This window comes from Streptosporangium sp. G12 (assembly GCF_052983175.1).
Genome location: NZ_JBRIQO010000003.1, coordinates 326,877 through 348,573, shown reverse-complemented (window position 1 = coordinate 348,573; position 21,697 = coordinate 326,877). Strand labels below are relative to the sequence as shown.

General features: G+C 70.5%; 19 protein-coding genes and 1 riboswitch. Of the genes, 9 read left to right on the top strand and 10 right to left on the bottom strand.

What is annotated here, in order from left to right:
• Positions 1-2 precede the first annotated feature (2 nt).
• Entirely contained in the window at positions 3-689 is a 687-nt protein-coding gene (locus ACVCAG_RS06680) for an FCD domain-containing protein (protein WP_440082491.1), read from the bottom strand.
• Positions 690-823: 134 nt separating this feature from the next.
• On the opposite strand from ACVCAG_RS06680, the gene ACVCAG_RS06675 reads away from it, so the two are divergent.
• The 5 genes from ACVCAG_RS06675 (at position 824) to ACVCAG_RS06655 (ending at position 5,770) form a co-directional block, all read left to right on the top strand.
• A complete protein-coding gene (locus tag ACVCAG_RS06675) occupies positions 824-2,197 on the top strand; it encodes an MFS transporter (protein ID WP_440082490.1) in 1,374 nt (457 codons plus the stop codon).
• 234 nt (positions 2,198-2,431) lie between these two features.
• Positions 2,432-3,451 (top strand): SPFH domain-containing protein, encoded by a 1,020-nt coding sequence (locus tag ACVCAG_RS06670; protein WP_440082489.1) that lies wholly within the window; start codon positions 2,432-2,434, stop codon positions 3,449-3,451.
• A gap of 235 nt (positions 3,452-3,686) precedes the next feature.
• Complete coding sequence (locus ACVCAG_RS06665; protein WP_440082488.1) at positions 3,687-4,244, top strand: GNAT family N-acetyltransferase; 558 nt, start codon at positions 3,687-3,689, stop codon at positions 4,242-4,244.
• 236 nt (positions 4,245-4,480) lie between these two features.
• Positions 4,481-5,296 (top strand): CbiX/SirB N-terminal domain-containing protein, encoded by an 816-nt coding sequence (locus ACVCAG_RS06660; protein WP_440082487.1) that lies wholly within the window; start codon positions 4,481-4,483, stop codon positions 5,294-5,296.
• Between the two features lie 66 nt (positions 5,297-5,362).
• Positions 5,363-5,770: a nitroreductase family deazaflavin-dependent oxidoreductase gene (locus tag ACVCAG_RS06655; RefSeq protein WP_440082486.1), complete on the top strand. Its 408-nt coding sequence runs from the start codon at positions 5,363-5,365 to the stop codon at positions 5,768-5,770.
• A gap of 78 nt (positions 5,771-5,848) precedes the next feature.
• Here ACVCAG_RS06655 and pgeF read toward each other — a convergent pair whose 3' ends face one another.
• Positions 5,849-6,535, bottom strand: coding sequence for a peptidoglycan editing factor PgeF (gene pgeF / locus ACVCAG_RS06650; RefSeq protein WP_362843411.1), 687 nt, complete (start codon positions 6,533-6,535; stop codon positions 5,849-5,851).
• A gap of 96 nt (positions 6,536-6,631) precedes the next feature.
• Here pgeF and ACVCAG_RS06645 point away from each other — a divergent pair, with 96 nt between their 5' ends.
• Positions 6,632-6,997, top strand: a complete 366-nt coding sequence (locus ACVCAG_RS06645; RefSeq protein ID WP_440082485.1) for a PH domain-containing protein — start codon at positions 6,632-6,634, stop codon at positions 6,995-6,997.
• A 48-nt stretch (positions 6,998-7,045) separates the two neighbouring features.
• Here ACVCAG_RS06645 and glgA read toward each other — a convergent pair whose 3' ends face one another.
• Positions 7,046-8,242, bottom strand: a complete 1,197-nt coding sequence (glgA, locus tag ACVCAG_RS06640) for a glycogen synthase (protein ID WP_440082484.1) — start codon at positions 8,240-8,242, stop codon at positions 7,046-7,048.
• A gap of 48 nt (positions 8,243-8,290) precedes the next feature.
• Here glgA and glgC point away from each other — a divergent pair, with 48 nt between their 5' ends.
• Positions 8,291-9,517, top strand: coding sequence for a glucose-1-phosphate adenylyltransferase (gene glgC / locus ACVCAG_RS06635; RefSeq protein WP_350966885.1), 1,227 nt, complete (start codon positions 8,291-8,293; stop codon positions 9,515-9,517).
• 143 nt (positions 9,518-9,660) lie between these two features.
• On the opposite strand, the gene ACVCAG_RS06630 is transcribed toward glgC, so the two are convergent.
• Both ACVCAG_RS06630 and ACVCAG_RS06625 read right to left on the bottom strand, forming a co-directional pair.
• On the bottom strand, positions 9,661-10,347 hold the full coding sequence (locus ACVCAG_RS06630) for a CGNR zinc finger domain-containing protein (protein ID WP_440082483.1): 687 nt from the start codon (positions 10,345-10,347) through the stop codon (positions 9,661-9,663).
• 64 nt (positions 10,348-10,411) lie between these two features.
• Positions 10,412-11,629, bottom strand: a complete 1,218-nt coding sequence (locus tag ACVCAG_RS06625; protein ID WP_440082482.1) for an MFS transporter — start codon at positions 11,627-11,629, stop codon at positions 10,412-10,414.
• A 452-nt stretch (positions 11,630-12,081) separates the two neighbouring features.
• Here ACVCAG_RS06625 and ACVCAG_RS06620 point away from each other — a divergent pair, with 452 nt between their 5' ends.
• Both ACVCAG_RS06620 and ACVCAG_RS06615 read left to right on the top strand, forming a co-directional pair.
• Positions 12,082-12,429 (top strand): methyltransferase domain-containing protein, encoded by a 348-nt coding sequence (locus ACVCAG_RS06620; RefSeq protein ID WP_440082481.1) that lies wholly within the window; start codon positions 12,082-12,084, stop codon positions 12,427-12,429.
• Between the two features lie 130 nt (positions 12,430-12,559).
• Entirely contained in the window at positions 12,560-13,726 is a 1,167-nt protein-coding gene (locus ACVCAG_RS06615) for a DUF5685 family protein (protein WP_440082480.1), read from the top strand.
• A 79-nt stretch (positions 13,727-13,805) separates the two neighbouring features.
• Here the strand turns inward: ACVCAG_RS06615 and ACVCAG_RS06610 are convergent, their stop codons facing one another.
• The 5 genes from ACVCAG_RS06610 to glmS all read right to left on the bottom strand — a co-directional run bounded on the left by ACVCAG_RS06610 (position 13,806) and on the right by glmS (position 21,669).
• Entirely contained in the window at positions 13,806-14,939 is a 1,134-nt protein-coding gene (locus tag ACVCAG_RS06610; RefSeq protein ID WP_447189586.1) for a mechanosensitive ion channel family protein, read from the bottom strand.
• Between the two features lie 76 nt (positions 14,940-15,015).
• Complete coding sequence (locus tag ACVCAG_RS06605; protein ID WP_440082478.1) at positions 15,016-16,011, bottom strand: ribonucleotide-diphosphate reductase subunit beta; 996 nt, start codon at positions 16,009-16,011, stop codon at positions 15,016-15,018.
• A gap of 42 nt (positions 16,012-16,053) precedes the next feature.
• Positions 16,054-18,264: a ribonucleoside-diphosphate reductase subunit alpha gene (locus ACVCAG_RS06600; RefSeq protein ID WP_440082477.1), complete on the bottom strand. Its 2,211-nt coding sequence runs from the start codon at positions 18,262-18,264 to the stop codon at positions 16,054-16,056.
• Positions 18,265-18,380: 116 nt separating this feature from the next.
• A riboswitch (cobalamin riboswitch) is annotated at positions 18,381-18,581 on the bottom strand.
• A gap of 4 nt (positions 18,582-18,585) precedes the next feature.
• Positions 18,586-19,605, bottom strand: a complete 1,020-nt coding sequence (locus ACVCAG_RS06595) for a tripartite tricarboxylate transporter substrate-binding protein (RefSeq protein WP_440082476.1) — start codon at positions 19,603-19,605, stop codon at positions 18,586-18,588.
• Between the two features lie 243 nt (positions 19,606-19,848).
• On the bottom strand, positions 19,849-21,669 hold the full coding sequence (gene glmS, locus ACVCAG_RS06590; protein ID WP_440082475.1) for a glutamine--fructose-6-phosphate transaminase (isomerizing): 1,821 nt from the start codon (positions 21,667-21,669) through the stop codon (positions 19,849-19,851).
• Between the last annotated feature and the right edge of the window lie 28 nt (positions 21,670-21,697).

Genomic DNA, 21,697 nt, shown 5'->3' with positions numbered 1-21,697 from the left:
GTTTACGGCTCGGGGATATATGCCTGCATCAGCAGTTTCTCGGCGTCGCCCAGATAGCTCTCCAGGGCCCGTTCGGCCTCGGCCGCGCGTCCGGCCTCCATGAGCTCGACCAGCTCCAGGTTGCGGGCCACGAACGGCTCGTGGAAGGCGCGGGGGTTCTTCATGACGTGGAAGACCAGGCGGAGCTCGGCCAGCAGCTGGCGCATCGCCTCGTCCAGGCGGGGGCTGCCGTTCAGGGCGGCGAGGCTCTGGTGGAAGCGGATGTTGGCCGTGCCGACGTCCTGCCAGCGTCCCTCGACGGCGGCGCGGGACGCCTCGGCGACGGCCTCCTTGATGGCGGCCAGGGCCTCCCGGGGGGCGTGCGCGCCGTTCCGCACCGCGGCACCCTCGATCACCCGGCGCACCCGGTAGAGGTCGGCCACGTCCTCGGCCGACAGCACGCGGACGAACACCCCCCGGTTGAGCCGATGCTCCAGCAGACGTTCGTGACCGAGCAGCCGGAACGCCTCGCGCAGGGTGTTGCGCGAGACCTCCAGCGCCGCGCCGATGCTCTCCTCCGACAGGCGCTGGCCTGGGACGAAAAGCCCTTCGGCGATCCGGTCCCTGAGGATGTCGGCGACCACCTCGGCCGCGCTGCTGCGTCCGAGGCGGCCGCGGTCGCGCTGTAGCGCCGCGGTGACGTTTTCCACGGCTCCAAGAAATCATCAAACAAACCTATTGTCGAATTGTTCAACGATTCTTATGTTGATAGGGACTCACCACGAAGCTAGTCCACGGGACATCCCCCCACAAGAAGCTCACAAGAAGCTAAGGAGCGCACGCGATGGCAAGCTCCCAGACCAGGCGGGTCATTGTGGCCGGACTGGTCGGCACCTCCCTGGAGTGGTACGACTTCTTCCTCTACGGCTCGGCCGCCGCGCTGGTCTTCAACAAGCTCTTCTTCCCCACCTTCGAGCCGCTGACCGGGACTCTGCTGGCGTTCCTCACCTACGCGATCGGGTTCGTCGCGCGACCGCTCGGCGGGATCGTGTTCGGCCACTTCGGCGACCGGGTCGGCCGCAAGAACGTGCTGGTGGTGACGCTGCTGCTGATGGGCGTCGCCACCTTCCTGATCGGCCTGCTGCCCGGCTACGCCACCATCGGCGTGGCCGCCCCGCTGCTGCTCGTCACCCTGCGCTTCGTACAGGGGCTCGGCCTGGGCGGCGAGTGGGGCGGGGCGGTGCTGATGTCCATCGAGCACGGCGATCCCCGGCGGCGCGGGTTCAACGCGAGCTGGCCGCAGGTCGGGGTGCCCGCGGGAAACCTGCTGGCGGCGGGCGTGCTCGGGATCATGTCCGCGGCGCTTCCCGAGGAGGCGTTCCTGTCCTGGGGATGGCGGGTGCCGTTCCTGCTGTCGGGCGCGCTGGTGGTCGTGGGCCTGTGGATCCGCCTGCGGATCGTGGAGTCACCGCTGTTCGCCCAGGTCGAACGGGCCGGCGCGAAGGCCCGGATGCCGCTGGTGGAGGTGCTGCGCACGCACCCGCGCGCGCTGATCTCCGCGGGCTTCGCGCGCATCGGCGTGGACGTCGCCTTCTACATCTTCGTGACCTACATCCTGGCCTACGTCACCGGCCCCCTCGGGCTCGAACGCGGGGTCGCGCTGAACGCGGTGCTGATCGGCTCCGCCTTCCAGCTCTTCCTGATCCCGCTGTTCGGCGCGCTGTCGGACAGGGTCGGCCGCCGGCCGGTCTATCTGGCGGGCGTGGTCGGAGCCGCGGTCTGGGTGTTCGCCTTCTTCCCCCTGCTCGACACCGGATCCTTCCCGGTGATCGCGCTGGCCTCGATCGTGGCCCTGGCCTGCCACGCCGCGATGTACGGGCCCCAGGCGGCCTTCATCGCCGAGCTGTTCAGCACCCGCCTGCGCTACAGCGGCGCCTCGATGGGCTACCAGGTCGCCGGGATCTTCGGGGGCGCCCTCGCCCCGATCATCGCGCTGTGGCTGTTCGACCGGTTCGACAGCACCCTCGCCGTCTCGCTCTACGTGGTCGCCGCGCTGGCCGTCACCGCGGTGGGCCTGGCCATGGCCCCCGGGGCGCACGACGACGACCTGCCCGCCCCCCTCGACGGCACGCCCGGCGACGTCCCCGCCGGAGACCCCGGCGGCCTCTCCGACGGCGACCCGGGAACGCGCACGGGGACCGCTTCCCGGGACGCCTGACCTCCCGGCCGCGGTCACCGGCCCTCCCCGGTGGCCGCGGTTCTCCCCAAAGCCGGAAATCGCCTGATTTTTCGGACATTTCATCGAACTCACCGGCCCACCGGCTCGTCGAACCCGGTTGGAGCACGTGAGGAACCATCAGAGCCCGCCACGAAGGGAAGCCGGTCGGGCCGGCGGCCGGGGACGGCCATCCCCGGCCGCCGCCCTCCGGTGCCCGCCCAAAGGAGGATCGGCATGCCCATCGGAAAAAGCGTCGCCGCCGTGGTGTTCGCGGTCATCGCGGTGATCGTCCTGATCAGCGTCGGAGGTGGCTTCGCACGCACCGAACCGGGCCAGGTGGCCGTCGTCAGGGACGGCGGCCCGCTGGACGACTCCGGGATCCGGCAGGTCATCCCGCCGGACTCGGGACTCACCTGGGTCGGCCTGTGGTCGTCGGTGCACTCCTATCCCGCCCAGCAGCGGATCTACACCATCACCACCGACGCCAAGCGGGCCAGTTCCAGCGGCGTGGACGAGGTGACCGTGCCGAGCTCCGACGGGGTGAACCTCGGCATCGAGGGCACGCTCTACTTCACGCTCAACCTCGACCAGGAGATGCTCAAGCGCTTCGACGACAGGTACGGCACCCGCACCTACCTGGGCCAGGACGGCGAGTCGCGCTCCGCCTGGGACGGGGACGAGGGATGGAACGCGTTCTTCATCCAGTCCGTGCGACCGGTGATCTACAACGCCCTGCGCAGCCAGATCGGCGCCGCCGAGTGCGCCGAGCTGCTCTCCTCCTGCTCGCTGGTGCAGACGACCTCGAACAAGAAGGCCCTGCCGGCCGTCATCGACAGCAACGCCTCCATCATCCGCGCCCAGAACGGCATCAACCAGATCCTGGAGCGCGACCTGGAGCAGCTGCTCGGCGGTCGTTTCTTCACCGGCCTGCGGTTCACGCTGGTCCGGGTGACGCTGCCGTCCGAGATCCAGGCCGCGGTGAACAAGACCCAGGTCGCCCAGGCGGGGATCGCCGAGGCGAAGGCGAAGGCGTCACAGGCCGACGTCGAGGCCGAGGCGAAGATCAGGCAGGCCGAGGCGGACGCGAAGGCGTCGGTCGCGCTGGCCAAGGGTGAGGCCGAGGCGAACAGGCAGCTCCAGGAGAGCTACCGCAAGTGCCGTGCCTGCGTCGAGATCGACAAGCTGAACGCCCTCCCCGAGGGCATCACCGTCTACGCCCCGGGCAACTCCGACATCGTCGTCCCCGCGAAGTGAGCCCGGTCCTCGACGCGGCTTCTCCCCGGATCGCAGGCCCCCAGGACGGCCGGTTCGTCCCGGCGAGGTGAACCCGGCCCCCGCATGCGAGGCCGGGTTCGCCTGAGTCCGGGCACAGGCCTCTCCAGGCCTGGGCACGCACCAAGCCGTGCATATAAGATCACTAAAATGATGGTATGTCCGCTTACCGGGAAGATCTCTAGCCGTGGAACCTCCGAGACGTTAACGTCTGCGCATGCGCCACGTTGAGATCTCGGGCAAGCGACTCCGGCTCAGGGAGATCACCCTCGGCGACGTGGACGCCCTGCATGCCGTGTACGGCGACCCGACGGCCACCGAGCACCTGCCGTTCGACCCCCGCACCCGCGAGGAGGTCGAAGAGACGATCATCGAGGCGATCAAGGGTTCGGAGGTCGAGCCCCGGCGTCTCTACGTGCTGGCGGTGACCGACCTCGACGACGGCGAGGCCTTCGGCGTCGCCCGGCTGCACATCGAGGCCGACCACCCGCACAGCGCCGAGATCGGCCTCGGACTCCGTCCCGACCACTGGGGCCGGGGCATCGGTACCGACCTGATCCGGCTGATCCTGACGTTCGGCTTCCGCGACCTGCGCCTGCACCGCATCTGGGGCGCCCGCTCCCCCGCCAACACCGCCGCCCAGCTGGCGATGCTGGTCGCCGGGATGGTCGAGGAGGGCAGGATCAGGCACCACGTACGGGCCCGCGGGGCCTGGCGCGACTCCATCGTGCACTCGGCGCTGGAGGACGAGTGGGAGGGCCACCGTGACGTCTGACCCAAGGCGTCTCCCAGCCACGAACCGGCCACGAACCGGACGCGCGCCGGCCGCGAGCCAGACGAACCGACCACGAACCGGCCACGAGCCGGCCGTGAACCGCCCGCGCACCGGTCGTGAACCGGCCTCGGACGCGGGAGAATCCACCCCTGAACCTCCCCTTTTCAGAATGTTGTGACGGGAATGCTGCCGTTTCCGGTCACAGGAAGTGTCAAATGGCCCTAGAGTCCGCGCATGTGAGCGAAAGTCCCATCCTCCCCGTACGAGGGCGCCCGGTGCGACCCTCCGGAAGGCACCGCAGGCCGGTACCCTCCCAGCTCCCGCCCGAGGCACCAGCGCTGGTGCTGGCCGCGCTCGGCGACGCCTCCGGCACCGCCGCGGAGCTCGCGGCCCTCATACGGGGGGACAACCCACAGATCCAGGTCCGCCTGGCCGCCCTCGGCGAGGACGGCAAGGAGCTGACCTCCGAGCTGGAGGCGGCGGCCAGGGAACGGCCGCAGGACGCCACGGCCGCCGTCGTGGTGCCGCTGCTGACCGGCCCGCACCCGGTCGCCGACCGGCTGATCGCCGAGGCCGTGGCCTCCAGCAAGGTCTCGGTGACGGTCACCGACCCCCTGGGGCCGCATCCGCTGCTCGCCGAGGCCCTGCACATCCGCCTGTCGGAGAGAAGCCTGGCGCGGGCCGACCGGATGCGGCTGCTCAACGTCTCCAGCCCGGTCGACGCGGTCATCCTCGCCACCGTCGGCGGCGAGAACGCGGCGGTGGAGGCTCAGCCGACGGCGGTGTTGCTGGCCTCGCGGCTGACCCTGCCCGTCCTGGTCGCCTCCCTCGACAGCGCGCCCGCCGTGGCCGACGCGGCCGGGCGGCTGCGCGGCATCGGCGCCCAGCGCATCGCCCTGTCGCCCTGCGTCCTGGGTCCGGAGGCGGCCCCCGGGCTCGCGGGCGCGGCGGCCGAGGAGATCGGGGCCGAGTGCGCCGACGTCCTCGGGGCGCACGATCTGATCGCTGACCTGGCCGCCCGCGCCTACGGAAGCGTCCTGTCGGCGGACTGAGCGACCCAATGTGATCTGTCCCCTCTGACGGGTAATGACCCGAGTAGTTATCAGAGGGGATAGATCATGCTGTTCGGGAAAGAGCACGTCGACCGATACCGCGCGACCGACGGAGCCGAGGGACACGAGTGGCAGGGCACCACCGCCCTGCTCCTCACCACCACCGGCCGCAAGTCCGGCGAGCCGCGGACCACCCCGCTCATCTACCAGCGCCACGGCGACGACCTCCTCGTCGTGGCCTCCAAGGGAGGCTCCGACGAGCCGCCGCTGTGGTACCTCAACCTCCAGGAGAACCCCGAGGTCGAGGTGCAGGTGCTGGGTGACCGGTTCAGGGCGAGGGCCCGCACCGCCACGCCCGAGGAGAAGCCGGAGATGTGGTCGATCATGACCGCGGCCTGGCCCGCCTACGACGAGTACACCAAGAAGACCGAGCGGGAGATCCCCGTAGTCGTGCTGGAGCGGGTCACGTCATGATCGGCGCCATGCCGGCCGGAGGGATCCCGCCATGATCGGAAGCCGGCACGGCCGGGCCCGGCGAGCGGTGCGAGCCGGTCAGGGCTCCAGCCAGACGTAGCCCGCGAACCGGCCGGTCGTCCCCTCCCTGCGGTGGGAGAACAGGTCGGCGCTCTCGATGGTGCAGCGGGTGTCGTGGGTGATCTCCCCGACGCCCGCCTTGCCCAGCTGCGAGGTGATGGCGGCCCGCAGGTCGAGGGCCGGGGTGTCCTGGCGGGTGATCGACCAGGCCTCGGGAAGCATCACCGCGACCTCGTCACGCATCTCGGCGGGGACCTCGTAGCAGGTGCCGCAGGCCATCGGCCCGATCAGGGCGGTCATCCTCGCGGGGTCCGCGCCGCGCCCGGCCATCTCCTCGACCAGGGCCGTGACCACGCCGGACATGGTGCCGACCCGCCCCGAGTGCGCGGCACCGACCAGTCCGGCCTCCGGCTCGGCCAGCAGGACCGGCGCGCAGTCGGCGCAGAGCGCCGCCAGGCCGAGACCGGGCACGTCGGTGCAGACCCCGTCCAGCGGCGGCGGGTCGTCGCCGAACGGCTCCCTGACGTATCGGACGTCGGCGCTGTGGACCTGCCGCATGAACACGACCCGCTCCAGGCCGAACTCCGCGGCCGTCCTGGCCCTGTTCGCCGCGACCGCGTCCGGCTCGTCGCCGCACATGCCCCCGAGGTTGCGGCTGCCGTACGGATCGGCGCTGACACCACCATGACGATCGGTGATCCTCATCTGAAAGTTCACGGGCCGACCTTACCCGCCCAGGAACCCGGTCCCCCGGACGTTCGTTTCACAAGGACACAGACCCCCCTAGAGATTGCGAGCGTCATGGCGCAGGTTGTGTACGACCGCAAGGAGCAGTACCAGCAGATCGAGAGCGGCCTGATGCCCGGCGAGCAGATCATCGCCGTCTACGACGCCATCGGCGCGGGCACCGGCTTCCTGGGGCTCACCGACAGGCGCGTGATCGTGCAGGACAAGTCGTTCGTCGGGAAAAGGATCGCCATCACGAGCATCCCCTACAACAAGGTCTCGGCGGTGAGCGTGGTGAGCAACAAGTCGATCGCGGGCTCCTTCTTCTCCTCGGGCGCCATCGCCATCCACGTGGGCACCCACACGTACGAGGTGGAGTTCCGGGGCGACAACAAGGCGCACCACGTGCACAACGTGATCCTGCACTTCATCACCGCCTAGGAACTCCCTCGATCACCGCCTGGGACCCCCTTCCGGGAGCGGGAACCGTCACCCGGCGGAGATCGGCGCCTCCCCGCGGGCGACCCGCCGGTAGAGCTCCATCGTCCGCTCGGCGATGCGCTCCCAGGAGAAGTGCTCCACCGCGCGGACCCGCCCGGCCTCGCCCATCCGGGTCGCGAGGGCGGGGTCGGCCAGCAGCCGGTTGACCCGCTCGGCGAGACCGGCGGCGAAGGCCTCGGGGTCGTGCGGGGTGCCGTCGGCGGCCTGGTCGATCGGGACCAGCAGGCCGGTCGAGCCGTCGGCCACGACCTCGGGGATACCGCCGGTGGCGGTGGCCACGACGGCGGTCTCGCAGGCCATGGCCTCCAGGTTGACGATGCCCATCGGCTCGTAGACGGAGGGGCAGACGAACACGGTCGCGTGGGTGAGGATCTGGATCACCTCGGGACGGGGAAGCATCTCCGAGATCCAGACGACGCCCTCGCGGTCGAGCCCGCGCACCAGCGCGGTCACCTCGGCGGCGATCTCGGGCGTGTCGGGCGCGCCCGCGCAGAGCACCAGCTGGGCGTCGGGGTGGAAGTCGCGCGCCGCGTGGAGCAGGTGGACCAGGCCCTTCTGCCGGGTGATGCGGCCCACGAAGACGACGTACGGCCTGCTCGGGTCGATGCCGTGCCGCTCCAGGACGTCGGTGTCCCGGTCGGGGGCGTACTCGCCGGTGTCGATCCCGTTGTGGATCACCGTGACCCTCTCCGGCGAGATCTCCGGATAGCTCGCCAGCACGTCGCGGCGCATCCCCTCGGAGACCGCGATGATCGCGTCGGCGGTGGCCAGCGCGCCGCGCTCGGCCCACGATGACAGCGTGTAACCGCCGCCCAGCTGCTCCGCCTTCCACGGCCGCAGCGGCTCCAGGCTGTGGGTGGTCACCACGTGGGGCGTCCCGTACAGCATCTTGGCGACGTGGCCGGCGAAGTTGGCGTACCAGGTGTGGCTGTGGACCAGATCGGCGCCCTCGCACCCGGCGGCCATCTCCAGATCGACGCCGAGCACCTGGAGCGCGGCGTTGGCCGTCTCCAGGCCGCCGGGCACCCGGTAGGCCGCGACGCCCTCCTCCGGTCGTGACGCTCCGAAGCAGCGGACCCGGGTGTCGGCGAGCCTGCGCAGCTCCCGGGCGAGGTATTCGACGTGAACTCCCGCCCCTCCGTACACGTCGGGGGGATATTCACGGGTCAGCAGATCCACTCGCATGCGATCAGCCTAGTGTTTCATCCCTGTTCATCAGGTTAGGGTCCATCTATGAGAGTCCTCGCGATCGTGCTCGCCGGTGGAGAAGGTAAGAGGCTCATGCCTCTGACAGCTGATCGAGCAAAGCCCGCGGTGCCTTTCGGGGGGATATATCGGCTCGTCGACTTCGTACTGTCCAATCTCGCCAACGGTCACTACCTGCAGATCGTCGTGCTGACGCAGTACAAGAACCACAGTCTCGACCGGCACATCTCCCGGACATGGCGCCTGTCGGCGATGCTCGGCAACTACGTCACGCCGGTTCCCGCCCAGCAGCGCCTCGGGCCGCACTGGTTCTCCGGCTCCGCCGACGCGCTGTTCCAGAATCTGAACCTCATCTACGACGAGATGCCGGACCACGTCATCGTGTTCGGCGCCGACCACATCTACCGGATGGATCCCCGGCAGATGGTCGAGCAGCACATAGAGTCCGGGGCCGAGGTGACGGTGGCCGCGATCCGGCAGCCGCTGTCGCTCGCCGACCAGTTCGGGGTCATCGAGGCCGACCCGGCCGGGCGGCGGATCGTCGCCTTCCGCGAGAAGCCGAAGGACGCGGTGGGCCTGCCGGACGCTCCCGACCAGGTGTACGCGTCGATGGGCAACTACGTCTTCAAGACCCAGTCCATGATCGACGCGCTCAGGGAGGACGCGCTCGACCCGACGAGCAAGCACGACCTGGGCGGCAACATCATCCCGATGATGGTGAAGTCGGGCAGCGCGGAGGTCTACGACTTCGCCGACAACATCGTGCCCGGCTCCACCGAGCGCGACCGGGGCTACTGGAGGGACGTCGGGACGCTCGACGCCTACTACGAGGCCCACATGGACCTCATCTCGGCGCACCCGGTCTTCAACCTCTACAACAGCCGGTGGCCCATCTACACCGGTCACGACCCGCTTCCCCCGGCCAAGTTCGTGCACAACGACGGCGACCGGGTGGGCAGGGCGATCGACTCCCTGGTCTCCGCGGGCGCGATCGTCTCCGGCGGGCTGGCGGAGCGCTCGATCCTCTCCCCCGGCGTGGTGCTGCACTCCCACTCCCAGGTCGAGGACTCGGTCCTGATGGGCAACGTGAAGGTGGGCCGCGGCGCCATCGTCCGCAAGGCCATCATCGACAAGAACGTGATCATCCCGGACGGCGCCAGGATCGGCTTCGACCTGGAGTACGACCGCAGCCGCTTCGCGGTGACCAGCGGCGGCATCGTCGTCATCGGCAAGAACGAGATCGTCGAACGCTGACCGAGGGACCTGTCCCCGGTTCTCCGGCCCCGCCGTGACGGCGGGGCCGGGGCACCCCCCGTACCGGCCGGGCCCGAGCCTCAGTGGTCCCGCCCGGAAGTTCGTCGGGAGTCAGTAGTCGAGGTAGAGATCGCGTACGAGTCCTACGGGGTTCCGCCCCGGGCGGCGCGGCGGCGCTCGGTGAGCCGCCGGGCCTTGGCCGTGTTGCCGCAGTCGGCCATGCGGCACCAGCGGCGGGAGCCGTTGCGGCTCTGGTCGAGGAACAGCCATCCGCAGCCGCCGTCGCGTATGGGGCAGCGGCGTACCCGGGGCAGGTCGGCCGTCCGCAGGACGTCGAGTGCGGCCTCGGCGACCCGGTCGGGTATCAGCATGGCGGGTATCGTGCCGTAGGTGAGCCGCACCTGCGGCGGGTCGCCTCTGTCGAGCACCAGCGCGGCTCTGGCAGCTGCCCCGACCCATCGCTCGTGCAGCACGACCAGCGCGGCCCCGGCCGCGATCGGATCCCCCTCGCCCGCGTCGTCCGCCGGCCCGCCGTCGGCGGGCCGGATCGTTGCGAGCACCACGAGGTGCAGCCCTTCCCGGATGTCCCGTACGGTGGCCAGCCCCGCCTGCGCCGACGCGGGATCGTCGTGCCACGCCTGGCCGGCCCGATCGCGCTCCGCGTCGCTGATCAGGCCTGCCCTGGCCGCCCAGCGCAGCAATGCGGGAGCGTCGGACAGATAGTCGTGGGGCGGCCCGCCGTCGAGCGGTACCCCTCGTTCGAGCGTGTTGACCAGATCGAGCGCGGGGTGCCCGCCGACCAGGGGAAGGTGTCCCACGTCGAGTGACATGCCCTTGAGGCTACCACTCAAGGCAGGCAAGGAGGTTGCACGGTTCGGTGCGTTGAGCATCGGATCACGTGACTCGGGCGCCCTCGGGCAGGAGGTCGGCGGCCGTGGCCGGTGCGCCCTTCCGCCGGCTGGACAGGACCGGCTCGGCCAGCACGATGGCGAACGCCGCCAGGCTGAGCAGCGCCCCGGCCAGTGCCGTGCTGCGCACGCCCGGGCCAGAGAGGAGCACGCTGCCGAGGAACGCGCCCGCGGTGATGCCCACATTGAACGCCATGGAGGTAGCGGCGCTCGCCATGACCGACTCGCCCGGCGCGTACACGAGCACCCGCGATCCCAGTACGGCGGTCAGGCCTGCGAGTGTGAAGCCGGACAGGGAGATCGCGATGACGGTCCCGACCTGGGAGGCGCCGAACGCGTACTGCCCGGCGAGCGCCAACGCCTGTAGGCCTATGAGCCCCGTCATGGTGCTCCAGCCGTGGCGGTCGACGAGGTAGCCCACCACGAACACGCCGGCCAGGCCCGCGATCCCGCGTGCCAGCAGAAGCGGGCCGATCGATGACTCGGTGAAGCCGCTGACGTCGCTCAGGAACGGGCTGATGTAGGTGAACGCCGTGAACGCGCCGGTGACCGCGACCGCCGTGGTGGCCACGATCGACAGGTACCGGCCGCGGTCGGGCGCGCTGCCCCGGTCCGCCGCGCCCTGCCCGGCGGGCGTGTCGGGCAGGACGGCCGCGATCGTGGCGAGGACGAGCAGGGCCAGGCCGCTGAGCGCGAGGAACGCCACCCGCCAGTTGGTCTGCTGTCCGAGCCACGTGCCGGCCGGAATGCCGGTCAGCGCGGCGCTGGAGGCGCCGGCGTACAAAATGGACAGGGCCCGGCCGCGCACCTCGGCCCGGAAGAGGCCGGCGGCGGCCGGCGTCACGATGGCCCAGAACAGCGCCTGGCTCAGCGCGGTCACCATCCGGGCGCCCATGAGCAGCCAGTAGTTCCCCGCCATGGCTGACAGGCAGGTCGCCACGACGAAGATGCCCAACAGGACGCACAGCAGCCGCCGCCGGGGCAGCCGGCGAGTCAGTCGCGTGAGCGGCAGGGACACCAGCACGATGATCAGGCCGTATCCGGTGACCAGGAGCCCGACCGCTGACGGACTGGTGCCGAGATCCCGGGCGATCAGGGGGAGCAGGCCGATGGGCAGCGACTCGGTGGTCACGTAGATGAACACGGCCAGGGTCAGGGCGGTCAGTGCGACGATCGCCGACTTGCTTCCGAAGCGTTCTTGCACGCGGTCTCCTCGGCTGATTCACCATCGTTCGGGATGATGAAGGTAGCTTCTTCACGTCGCCTCGCGAGAATTTCCTGCTGGAAATGAATGTAGACGTGTGTGTGCTACCGGTCAATGCAATTTAGACGGTACGCTGACGGCTATGCAGGAGCCCGAGCGCGGGGCGGCTTCCGGCCATGTCATGCGCCTGGAGATTCAACAGGGTCGCAGGGGCGTGCCGGCCGGGCCGATCGAGCAGCGCACCCGGGACCTGGGGAGGAGATGCCGCCCGAGACCGAGCGCGACCGCCGGCTCGCCCCAGGAGACGACCTCCGAACCCTCCACGACCTCCCCGCCACCCGAACCACTTCGACCGGCACGCCCCCGGGGTTCGCCGGTCACCGTCCGTCATGAGGAGTCCGAAGGGGGACGGCGTGCGGATCGTTGTCGGTGGCGGGTGACATGATCCGGCGATGCCGGAAAACAGTGCTTCGATCGCGTCCTTCTGGGACGCTGTCGCCGCCTCCTTCGACGAGGAGGCCGACCACGGCCTTCGCGACCCCCGGGTCAGGGCCGCCTGGGCGGAGCGCCTGCGCTCCTGGATGCCCGCCTCTCCCGCCGACGTCCTGGATCTGGGGTGCGGCACCGGCTCGCTGTCCCTGGTGCTCGCCGAACAGGGCCACCGGCCGGTCGGGGTGGAGCTTCTCCTGGCGGCGCTGCGGCCGCTGGTCGAGACCGCCCGCGTCGAGCCTCTGCTCGATCCCGCCCTGTGGGGGCGGGCCATCGAGGACGAGAGATACGCCGTCGTCGCGTTCGCGTAACCGTCTGGACGTACCTGCCCCTCTCCGCGCGACTTCTTGATCGGTACGGGATAGATTCTCCCGATACGTTGCACGACTTCCCGGAGAGCCCCAAGGACCTCCGGACAGACCCCCAGGTACGAGAGATCACATGTTCGGCATCATTCGTCCCTGCGGCGAGCACTCCTGCCCGACGCTGCACCGGGCCTGGATGGCACACCTGTGCGGGCTGTGCCTGACCCTCAGGGACGGGCAGGGGCACGCGGCCCGGCTGGCCACCAACTACGACGGCCTGATCATCTCGGTGCTGGCCGAGGCGCAGGGGCCGGCGGGCTCCCCGCACCGGACCGCCGGCCCCTGCGCGCTGCGCGGGTTCCGGCCGGCGGACGTGGTGGACGCGCGGGCCGCGGGCGTACGGCTGGCCGCCACGGTGTCGCTGGTCCTCGCGGCGGGCAAGCTGCGCGACCACGTGGCCGACGGCGACTCCGCGCCGGGCACCGGCGTGGCGCGCAGGGTGCTGGCGGCCCGCTGGGAGGCGGCGGGGGCCCGGATGGGGGCCGGGATCGGGTTCGACACCGCCTCGCTGGCCTCGACGGCCGAACGCCAGATCGAGCTGGAGAGCGCCTCGGGAGTGACGCTGCTGGAGCTGACCGCTCCCACCGAGGAGGCCGTCGCCGCCGCGTTCGCGCACACCGCGACGCTCGCGGGCACCCCGGGCAACGCGGCGGCGCTGGCCGAGGCGGGCCGGTTCTTCGGCCGGATCGCCCACCTGCTGGACGCCGTGGAGGACCGGGCGGACGACGCCGCCCGGGGGGCGTTCAACCCGCTGACCGCCACCGGCACCTCCGTACGGGAGGCACGGCGGCTGTGCGACGACGCCGCGCACGGCCTGGAGCTGGCGCTGCTGGAGCTGGAACTGGCCGACCGGCATCTGGTGGACGTGCTGCTGGGCACCGAGGTGCGGCGGGCGGTGGACCGGACGTTCCGCCACGCCTCCGGCCCGGATCACGGTCCCGCCGGCGAGGCGTGCGCGCGGCCGCGCGGGGAGCACGACCGCGAGACGCCGCCCCACCCCGGGGAGTCGGGGCACTCCTACGAGCGGCCCGGATTCGTCCGCAAGTCCGCCGCCGGGGTGGGGACCCTGCTGACCTGCGGACTCTGGCGGCCCCGGTGGAGCTCCCGCAGGCGGAACGCCTGGGACGACCGCTGCTACCTGACACGCTGCGACGGCTGCGGCTGTGACGGGTGTGACGGCTGCTGCGACTGCTGCAAGTGCTGCACCAAGTGCGACGGGTGCTGCTGCGACTGCGGCGCCTGACGCTCCGGGGCGCGGCCCGCCGGGCGTCGCGGACCGCTCCCGAACACGCCTCACGAACCGGACGGGCGGGCCCGTCGCCTCAGACCGGATCCCGCCGGTCGCCGTCCCGATCGCGAGAACCGTCCTCACGGGAGTCGCCCCCCAGGCCCCGCGACATCAGGCCCGCGCCCATCAGCCCGGTGAGCGTCCCGGGAACGGTCGCGGACGGGGGCGGGATCTCGACCCGGAAGCGGGGCAGCGCCTCGGGGTACCTCTCTCGGATGAAGGTCACCATGTGCTCGCGCATGTCGCACTTGAGGTCCCAGGCACTGGCGGAGTCGGCGGCGCTCATCAGGGCGCGCAGCTCCAGCAGCCCGTTGGGAAGGGTGTCGGTGACCTGGAGGGTCCAGTCCTTCTGGTCCCAGAGCGGGTGCTCGCGCAGGGCCCGGTAGAGCTCGGCGCGCAACTCCTCCACCGGCACCGACCAGTCGACCCGGAACATCACGTGGCCGATCACCCGGCTGCTGTGCCGGGTCCAGTTCTCGAACGGGTTGGCCGTGAAGTAGGAGACCGGCAGGACGAGCCGCCGCTCGTCCCACAGCCGCAGCACCACGTAGGTCAGGCTGAGCTCCTCTATTCGGCCCCACTCCCCCTTCACCACGACGACGTCGTCCAGCCGGAGCGCGTCGCTGAAGGCCAGCTGGAGCCCGGCGAGCATGTTGCCCAGGGTCGACTGGGCGGCGATACCGACGACGACACCGGCGATCCCGGCCGAGGCCAGCAGCCCGGCCCCGAGCGCCCGCACCTGCGGGAAGGTGAAGAGCATCGCGCCCAGCGCGACCACGATGATCACCGCCGAGGCGACCCTGCGGACCAGGGTGATCTGGGTGCGGATGCGGCGGGCCCGGCGGTTGGCCTCGCCCTCGACGGTGATCAGGCGTTCCAGCACCACGTCGGTGACCGCGTAGGCGGCCTGGATGACCAGCCAGGTGGCGCATCCGATCATCGCCAGGCCGAGACCCTGATAGACCAGCCGGCCGACCACGGTCGCCGTCATCTGGGGCTCGTAGGCGGTGTAGGCCGTCACCACGGCGGCCGTGGCGAACCCCGGCCAGGTACAGCGGCGCATGAGCGGACCGGCGAGAACCCATTTCTCACCGATCAGCCGCGAGCGCAACACCCGTCGTACCACCTCCACCGCCACGACGGCGGCCGCCACGGAGACAATCATCATGATCCAGCCGGACACTTGAGGCGTCCTCCTCGACGTCTGTCATCCTCGTCGTGCTCTTCCCTGGATCACCAGCTAATCAGAAGGATTCGTCGAATGTGACATTCCCTTCGACGGCTATCTGGTAGGCCGAAACCCGCCGTTCGAAGAAGTTGGCCAGCTCCTGCACGTCCTGCAACTCCATGAACGCGAACGGGTTGGCCGTGCCGTAGCGGGCGGGCATCCTCAGCCTGACCAGGCGCTGGTCGGCCACGTACTCCAGGTACCGGCGCATCTGGTCCACGCTCATCCCGAGCAGGCCGTCGCCGCACAGGTCGGCCGCGAAGGCCAGCTCGGCCGCCACCGCCTCCTCGATCATCTGGGTGACCTGCTCGGCGAGCTTGTCGTCGAACAGGTCCGGCTCCTCGGCCCGTACGGTCTCCACGACGCCGAAGGCGAACTCCATGTGCATGGACTCGTCGCGGAACACCCAGTTCGTCCCGGTGGCCAGGCCGCTGAGCAGGCCCCTGGAGCGGAACCAGTAGACGTAGGCGAAGGCCCCGTAGAAGAACAGCCCCTCGATGCACGCCGCGAAGCAGATCAGGTTGAGCAGGAACGCCCGCCGGTCCTCCCGCGTCTCCAGCCGGGTCAGCCCGCCGAGCGAGTCGATCCAGCGGAAGCAGAACTCCGCCTTGTCCCGGATCGAGGGGATGTGCTCGACCGCGGCGAAGGCCTTGACCCGCTCGTCCGGATCGGGCAGGTAGGTGTCCAGCAGGGTCAGGTAGAACTGGACGTGCACCGCCTCCTCGAACAGCTGCCTGCTGAGATAGAGGCGCGCCTCGGGGGCGTTGAGGTGCTGGTAGAGGTTGAGGACGAGGTTGTTGGCCACGATCGAGTCGCCGGTGGCGAAGAACGCCACGAGGCGGTTGATCAGGTGGCGCTCCTCGGGCGTCATCCTCGCCAGGTCGGCCAGGTCGGAGGTGAGGTCCACCTCCTCGACGGTCCAGGTGTTGCGGATCGCGGCCCGGTAGCGCTCGTAGAACTCGGGGTAGCGCATCGGCCGCAGGGTGAGATCCATGCCGGGGTCGAGCAACATCGGGTGAATGCCTTTCTGGGGGCTTTCGGGGAGCCGGGGCGGCTACTGGCAGGCGTCGCAGTACTCGGGGTTCTCCAGGGAGCAGGCGACGGCTTCGGGGTCGGGCGCCGCCCGCTCCACCGGCGCCGCCACGGTGGCCTGCGCGATCCTGGTGGCCGGGCGCGAGCGCAGGTAGTAGGTGGTCTTGAGGCCCGACTTCCACGCGTAGGCGTACATCGAGGAGAGCTTGCCGATGGTCGGCGTGGCCATGAAGAGGTTCAGCGACTGCGACTGGTCGATGTACGGGGTGCGCGCGGCGGCCAGGTCGATCAGCGCCTTCTGCGGCAGCTCCCAGGCCGTCCGGTAGAGCGCCTTCAGGTCGGCGGGGATCTCCGGGATGTCCTGGACGGAGCCGTCGGCGCGCTTGATCGCGTCGCGGATCAGCGGGGTCCACAGGCCGCGGGCCTGGAGGTCGCGGACGAGATAGCGGTTGACCTGGAGGAACTCCCCCGAGAGGGTCTCGCGCTTGAAGACGTTGGAGACCTGCGGCTCGATGCACTCGTAGCAGCCCGCGATGGAGGCGATCGTGGCCGTCGGCGCGATCGCGATCATCAGCGAGTTGCGCAGGCCGGTCCCGGCGATCCGCTCCCTGAGCTCGGCCCACTCCGCGGACCCCGCCGCCTCGTAGTGGTCGGGGTGGAGCACCCCGGCGGCGGCCCTGGTCTCCTCGTACGACGGGTGACGGCCCCGCTCCACGGCCAGGTCGGAGGAGGTCCGGTAGGCGGCGAGCGCGATCTCCTCGGAGATCCTGGTGGACAGCTCCAGGGCGCGCGGCGAGTCGAACGGCAGCCGCAGCGTGAACAGCACGTCGGCCAGGCCCATCACGCCGAGCCCGATCGGGCGCCACTTCCGGTTGGCCGCCTCCGCCTCGGGGGTCGGGTAGAAGCCCAGGTCGATGGTGCGGTCGAGGAACCGCACGGCGGTACGGACGGTCGCGCGCAGCCGCGCCCAGTCGACGGCCTCCCCGGCGTCCGCCGACAGGTGGGCGGCGAGGTTGATCGAGCCGAGGTTGCAGACGGCGGTCTCCGCGTCGCCGGTGACCTCGAGGATCTCGGTGCAGAGGTTCGACAGGTGGATGACGTTCTGGGGCCTGGCCGTCTGGTTGGAGGTCCGGTTGGCGGCGTCCTTGAAGGTCATCCAGCCGTTGCCGGTCTGGGCGAGCGTGCGCATCATCCGCCCGTACAGGGTGCGGGCGGGGATCTGCCGGGTGAAGCGGCCCTCGGCCTCGGCGGCCCGGTAGGCGTCGTCGAACGCGGCGCCGTACAGGTCGGTGAGGTGCGGGACCTCCTTGGGATCGAACAGCGACCAGACGCCGTCGGCCTCGACCCGGCGCATGAACTCGTCGGGGATCCAGTTGGCCAGGTTCAGGTTGTGCGTGCGGCGGGCCTCCTCGCCGGTGTTGTCGCGCAGTTCCAGGAACTCCTCGACGTCGGCGTGCCAGGGCTCCAAGTAGACGCAGGCCGCGCCCTTGCGCCGGCCGCCCTGGTTGACCGCGGCCACGCTGGAGTCGAGCGTGCGCAGCCAGGGCACGATGCCGTTGGAGTGACCGTTGGTGCCGCGGATCAGCGAGCCCCGCGAGCGGACCCTGGTCCAGGCGATCCCGATGCCCCCCGCGTACTTCGACAGCCGCGCGACCTGCCCGTAGCGCTCGTAGATGGACTCCAGCTCGTCGCGGGGCGAGTCGAGCAGGAAGCACGAGGAGAGCTGGGGCCTGCGGGAGCCGGAGTTGAACAGCGTGGGCGAGCTGGGCAGGTAGGACAGGGTGGCCATGAGCGCGTACAGCTCGGCGGCCTCCTCGACGGTCTCGGACAGGCCGCAGGCCACCCGGAGGAAGAAGTGCTGCGGGCGCTCCAGGACCTTGCGGGTCCTCGGGTGGCGCAGCAGGTAGCGGTCGTAGACGGTACGCAGCCCGAAGTACTCGAACCTGGCGTCGGCCTCCGGATCGGCCAGCGCGTCCAGGACCCCGGCGTGGGCGGCCACGAACTCCGCGAGCCCGTCCTGGATCAACCCCGCCTCGTGGGTCGCGGCGATGGACTCGGAGAAGTCGCGGACGCCGTGCTCGGCGGCCTCGTCGGCGATCAGCTCGGCCAGCATCGCGGCGGCGACCCTGGAGTTCTCGGGATCGGTGATCACCCGGGCGGCCGCCTCGTCGATGGCCAGCCTGCGGTCGTCCGACGCGGTCCCCGCCGCGGTCTCCGCCAATGCCTGTGTCACGTAGTGCCCCTCGCTCGATCGGACTTCCCCGTACGGCTCCGCCGGATGGGCACGCGTCCGCGAGCGATCCCGGGCACGCCGGATCGCCTCGTTCCGCGGACCCTCCCACGAGGCCCTGGACGTTCACGTCACCGGCAGGTCTTCGGACTCACGGGCGCACCGCACACACCTACCGGCCGTCGCTTCCCAGGCATGGTTCACCCAGTGCTCGATAACGGCTTTCGTTCCCGTTCACCGCTGCGGGGCAGTCCCGGAATCTCACCGGGTTCCCTCTTGCCTCGCCCCTCGCGGGGCGAACCAGCAACGAGCAGGATCCTACATCTAGGGGCGCCGGACGCAACTACCCCAACAGGTTGTGTCGGAGGACTTCAACAGTCCGAGCTCGTGAAGCACGCCGCGAGTGCGGCCCGTCTCGGTGGAGAGCCACTGGCGGAACTCGTCGCCGCTGAGGTAGACCCGGCTCCAGCCGTGGGACGCGCACAGGGCACGCCAGCGCGGCGCGGCGTCGATCCTGTCACACAGGGCGATCGCGGCGTCCCGGTCCCCCGGGCTCATGCCCTTGGGACCCAGCAGGCCGCACCAGTCGCTGTACTCCAGGCGGACGTCGACCTCCATGAGCGTCGGCGCGTCGATCCCGTCGATCCGGCCGCCGGAGGAGACCACCAGGGGCCGCAGGCGGCCCGCGGCGATCTCGGGCCGCAGGGCGCGCGCCGATCCCAGCAGGGCCGCCACCCGGCCGACGTGGAGCGCCTCGGCGGCGTCCTCGGGGGCGAGGTATCCGGCGTACTCCAGCAGCCGGATGTCCACCCCCAGGCACTTGCCGATCATGCCGTAGAGCACGTGGTCGGAGCCGCCCTCCGACCGTCCGCCGACCGTCAGCCCCGCCGGGTCGTGCCGCAGCCGCGCGACGAAGTCCTCGAAGGTGCGCAGGCGGGAGCCGGAGGAGACCACCAGGACCGCCCAGTCGCCGACCAGGCGGGCGATGGGAGTGGCGGCGTTCACCACGGCCGTGGTGTTGGCGATCTCCGCGGCGGCCACCATCGGCATCGCGGTGACGAGCAGCCTGCCCTCGCGCGCGAAGGGTCCGCGGAAGGCGCCGAACGCGTCGCGCGGGGCGGAGCCCAGGGCTCCCGCCCGCTCGACGGCCATGGCGGTGCGCGCCAGTCCCGACTGGACCAGGACGGTCGCCAGCCTGCCCGCGATCCTGTCCCAGCCGTGGCCGTCGGCGGTCGGCTCGAGAAGGAACAGGCGCTTCACCGCCGGATCGGCGCCGCCGTCCGCACCGCACCCCGCGGCGACCACGGCCCCCGCCGCCAGTGCGAAAAACCCCCTACGGCGCATAAGCGCCCCTTCCCCCAAGAACCCCCTATACCATAGGTTACTTTCCCCTCACTTTCTGTGATGAAGTGGGGTATGCCGGAACTTCCGGTGATCCACGTTCGGGCACGGATCACCGGAAAACACTGGAAATCCGGATATCGAAGACGACCGTCTCGCGAGGGCTCAGGAAAACGCACCCCCGCCCCCGGCAGGCCGGGGACGGGGGTGCGAAGGCAGAGAGGTAGAAGAGAGGTGGAGAGGGTCTCACTCCACCGTGACGCTCTTGGCCAGGTTCCTGGGCTTGTCGACGTCCCTGCCCAGCGCCACGGCGGCGTGGTAGGCGAAGAGCTGGAGCGGGATCGACAGCAGGATCGGGTCCAGCTCGGTCTCGTTCTTGGGCACCACGACGCAGTCGTCGGCCAGCTTGGGGTCGGCCGTGCGGTGGCCCACCATGAGCACCCGGCCGCCCCGGGCGCGGATCTCGCCCAGCGTGGTGAGGTTCTTGTCCAGCAGTTCGTCGTCGGGGACGATCGCCACCGTCGGCATGTCCGGGCCGATCAGCGCCAGCGGCCCGTGCTTGAGCTCGCTGGCCGGGTACGCCTCGGCGTGCACGTACGAGATCTCCTTGAGCTTCTGCGCGCCCTCGCGGGCCACCGGGTAACCCCTGACCCGGCCCACGAACATCATGCTCGGCGACTCGGCGTACTTGCCCGCCAGCTCCTCGATCTGCGGCTCCAGCGCCAGGATCTCCTTGATCTGGTCCGGCAGCCTCCGCAGGCCGTCGCAGATCCTGCGGCCGTCGGCGGGAGACAGGTCACGCACCCGGCCCAGGTGCAGCGCGAGCAGCGCGAAGGCCACGGCGGTCGAGGTGAACGCCTTGGTGCTCGCCACCGAGACCTCGGGACCCGCATGCAGGTAGACGCCGCCGTCGCACTCGCGGGCGATCGCGCTGCCCACGGTGTTGACGATGCCGAGCACCCGGCCGCCCTTGCGCTTGAGCTCCTGCACGGCGGCGAGGGTGTCGTAGGTCTCCCCCGACTGGCTGATCGCCACGTACAGGGTATCGGCCTCCACCACCGGGCTGCGGTAGCGGAACTCGCTGGCCGGCTCCGCGTCGGCCGGGATGCGCGCCAGCTCCTCGATGAGCTGCGCGCCGATCTGGCCCGAGTAGTACGCGGAACCGCAGCCGATGATCTTCACCCGGCGGAACGAGCGGGTCTCCCGCGCGTCCATGTTGAGACCGCCCAGGTGGGCGATGTGGAAGCGGTCGTCCAGCCGCCCGCGCAGCGTCCTGGCCACCGTGTCGGGCTGCTCGGAGATCTCCTTGAGCAGGTAGTGCTCGTAGCCGCCGGTGTCGTAGTGCCCGGCCTCCCAGTCGACGGTCAGCGTCTCCTTGGCCGTCTCCCGCGCGTCGCTGGCGAAGGTGTTGAACCCGTCGGCCCGCAGCACGGCGATCTCGCCGTCCTCCAGGTGCACCACCTGGCGGGTGTAGCGGACCAGCGCGGCGACGTCGGACGCGGCGAACATCTCCTTCTCGCCGATGCCCAGCACGATGGGGCTGCCGTTGCGCGCCACGACCACCTCGCCGGGACGCTCGGAGTCGATCACCGCGATCCCGTACGTGCCGACGACCCGCTTGAGCGCGGTCCGCACGGCCTCCTCCAGCGAGTCGGCCTCCTTGACCGTGCGGGCGATCAGGTGCGACAGCACCTCGGTGTCGGTCTCCGACAGGAAGATCGCCCCGTCGGCCTCCAGCTTGGCGCGCAGTTCGTCGGCGTTCTCGATGATGCCGTTGTGCACGACGCCGATGCGCTCGTCGGTGGACAGGTGCGGGTGGGCGTTGACGTCGCTGGGCGCGCCGTGGGTGGCCCAGCGGGTGTGGCCGATGCCCAGGCCGCCCTTGAACCGCGCGGGCACGACCGCGGCCAGGTCGGCCACCCGGCCCTTGACCTTGCGCATCTTGAGGCCCTTGTTGGAGACCACCACCCCGGCCGAGTCGTAGCCCCGGTACTCAAGACGCTGCAGGCCCTCCAGCAGGATGGGTGCCGCGTCCTTGGGCCCTACATAGGCCACGATTCCGCACATGTAACCGCTCCTTGTCCATAAACGATCG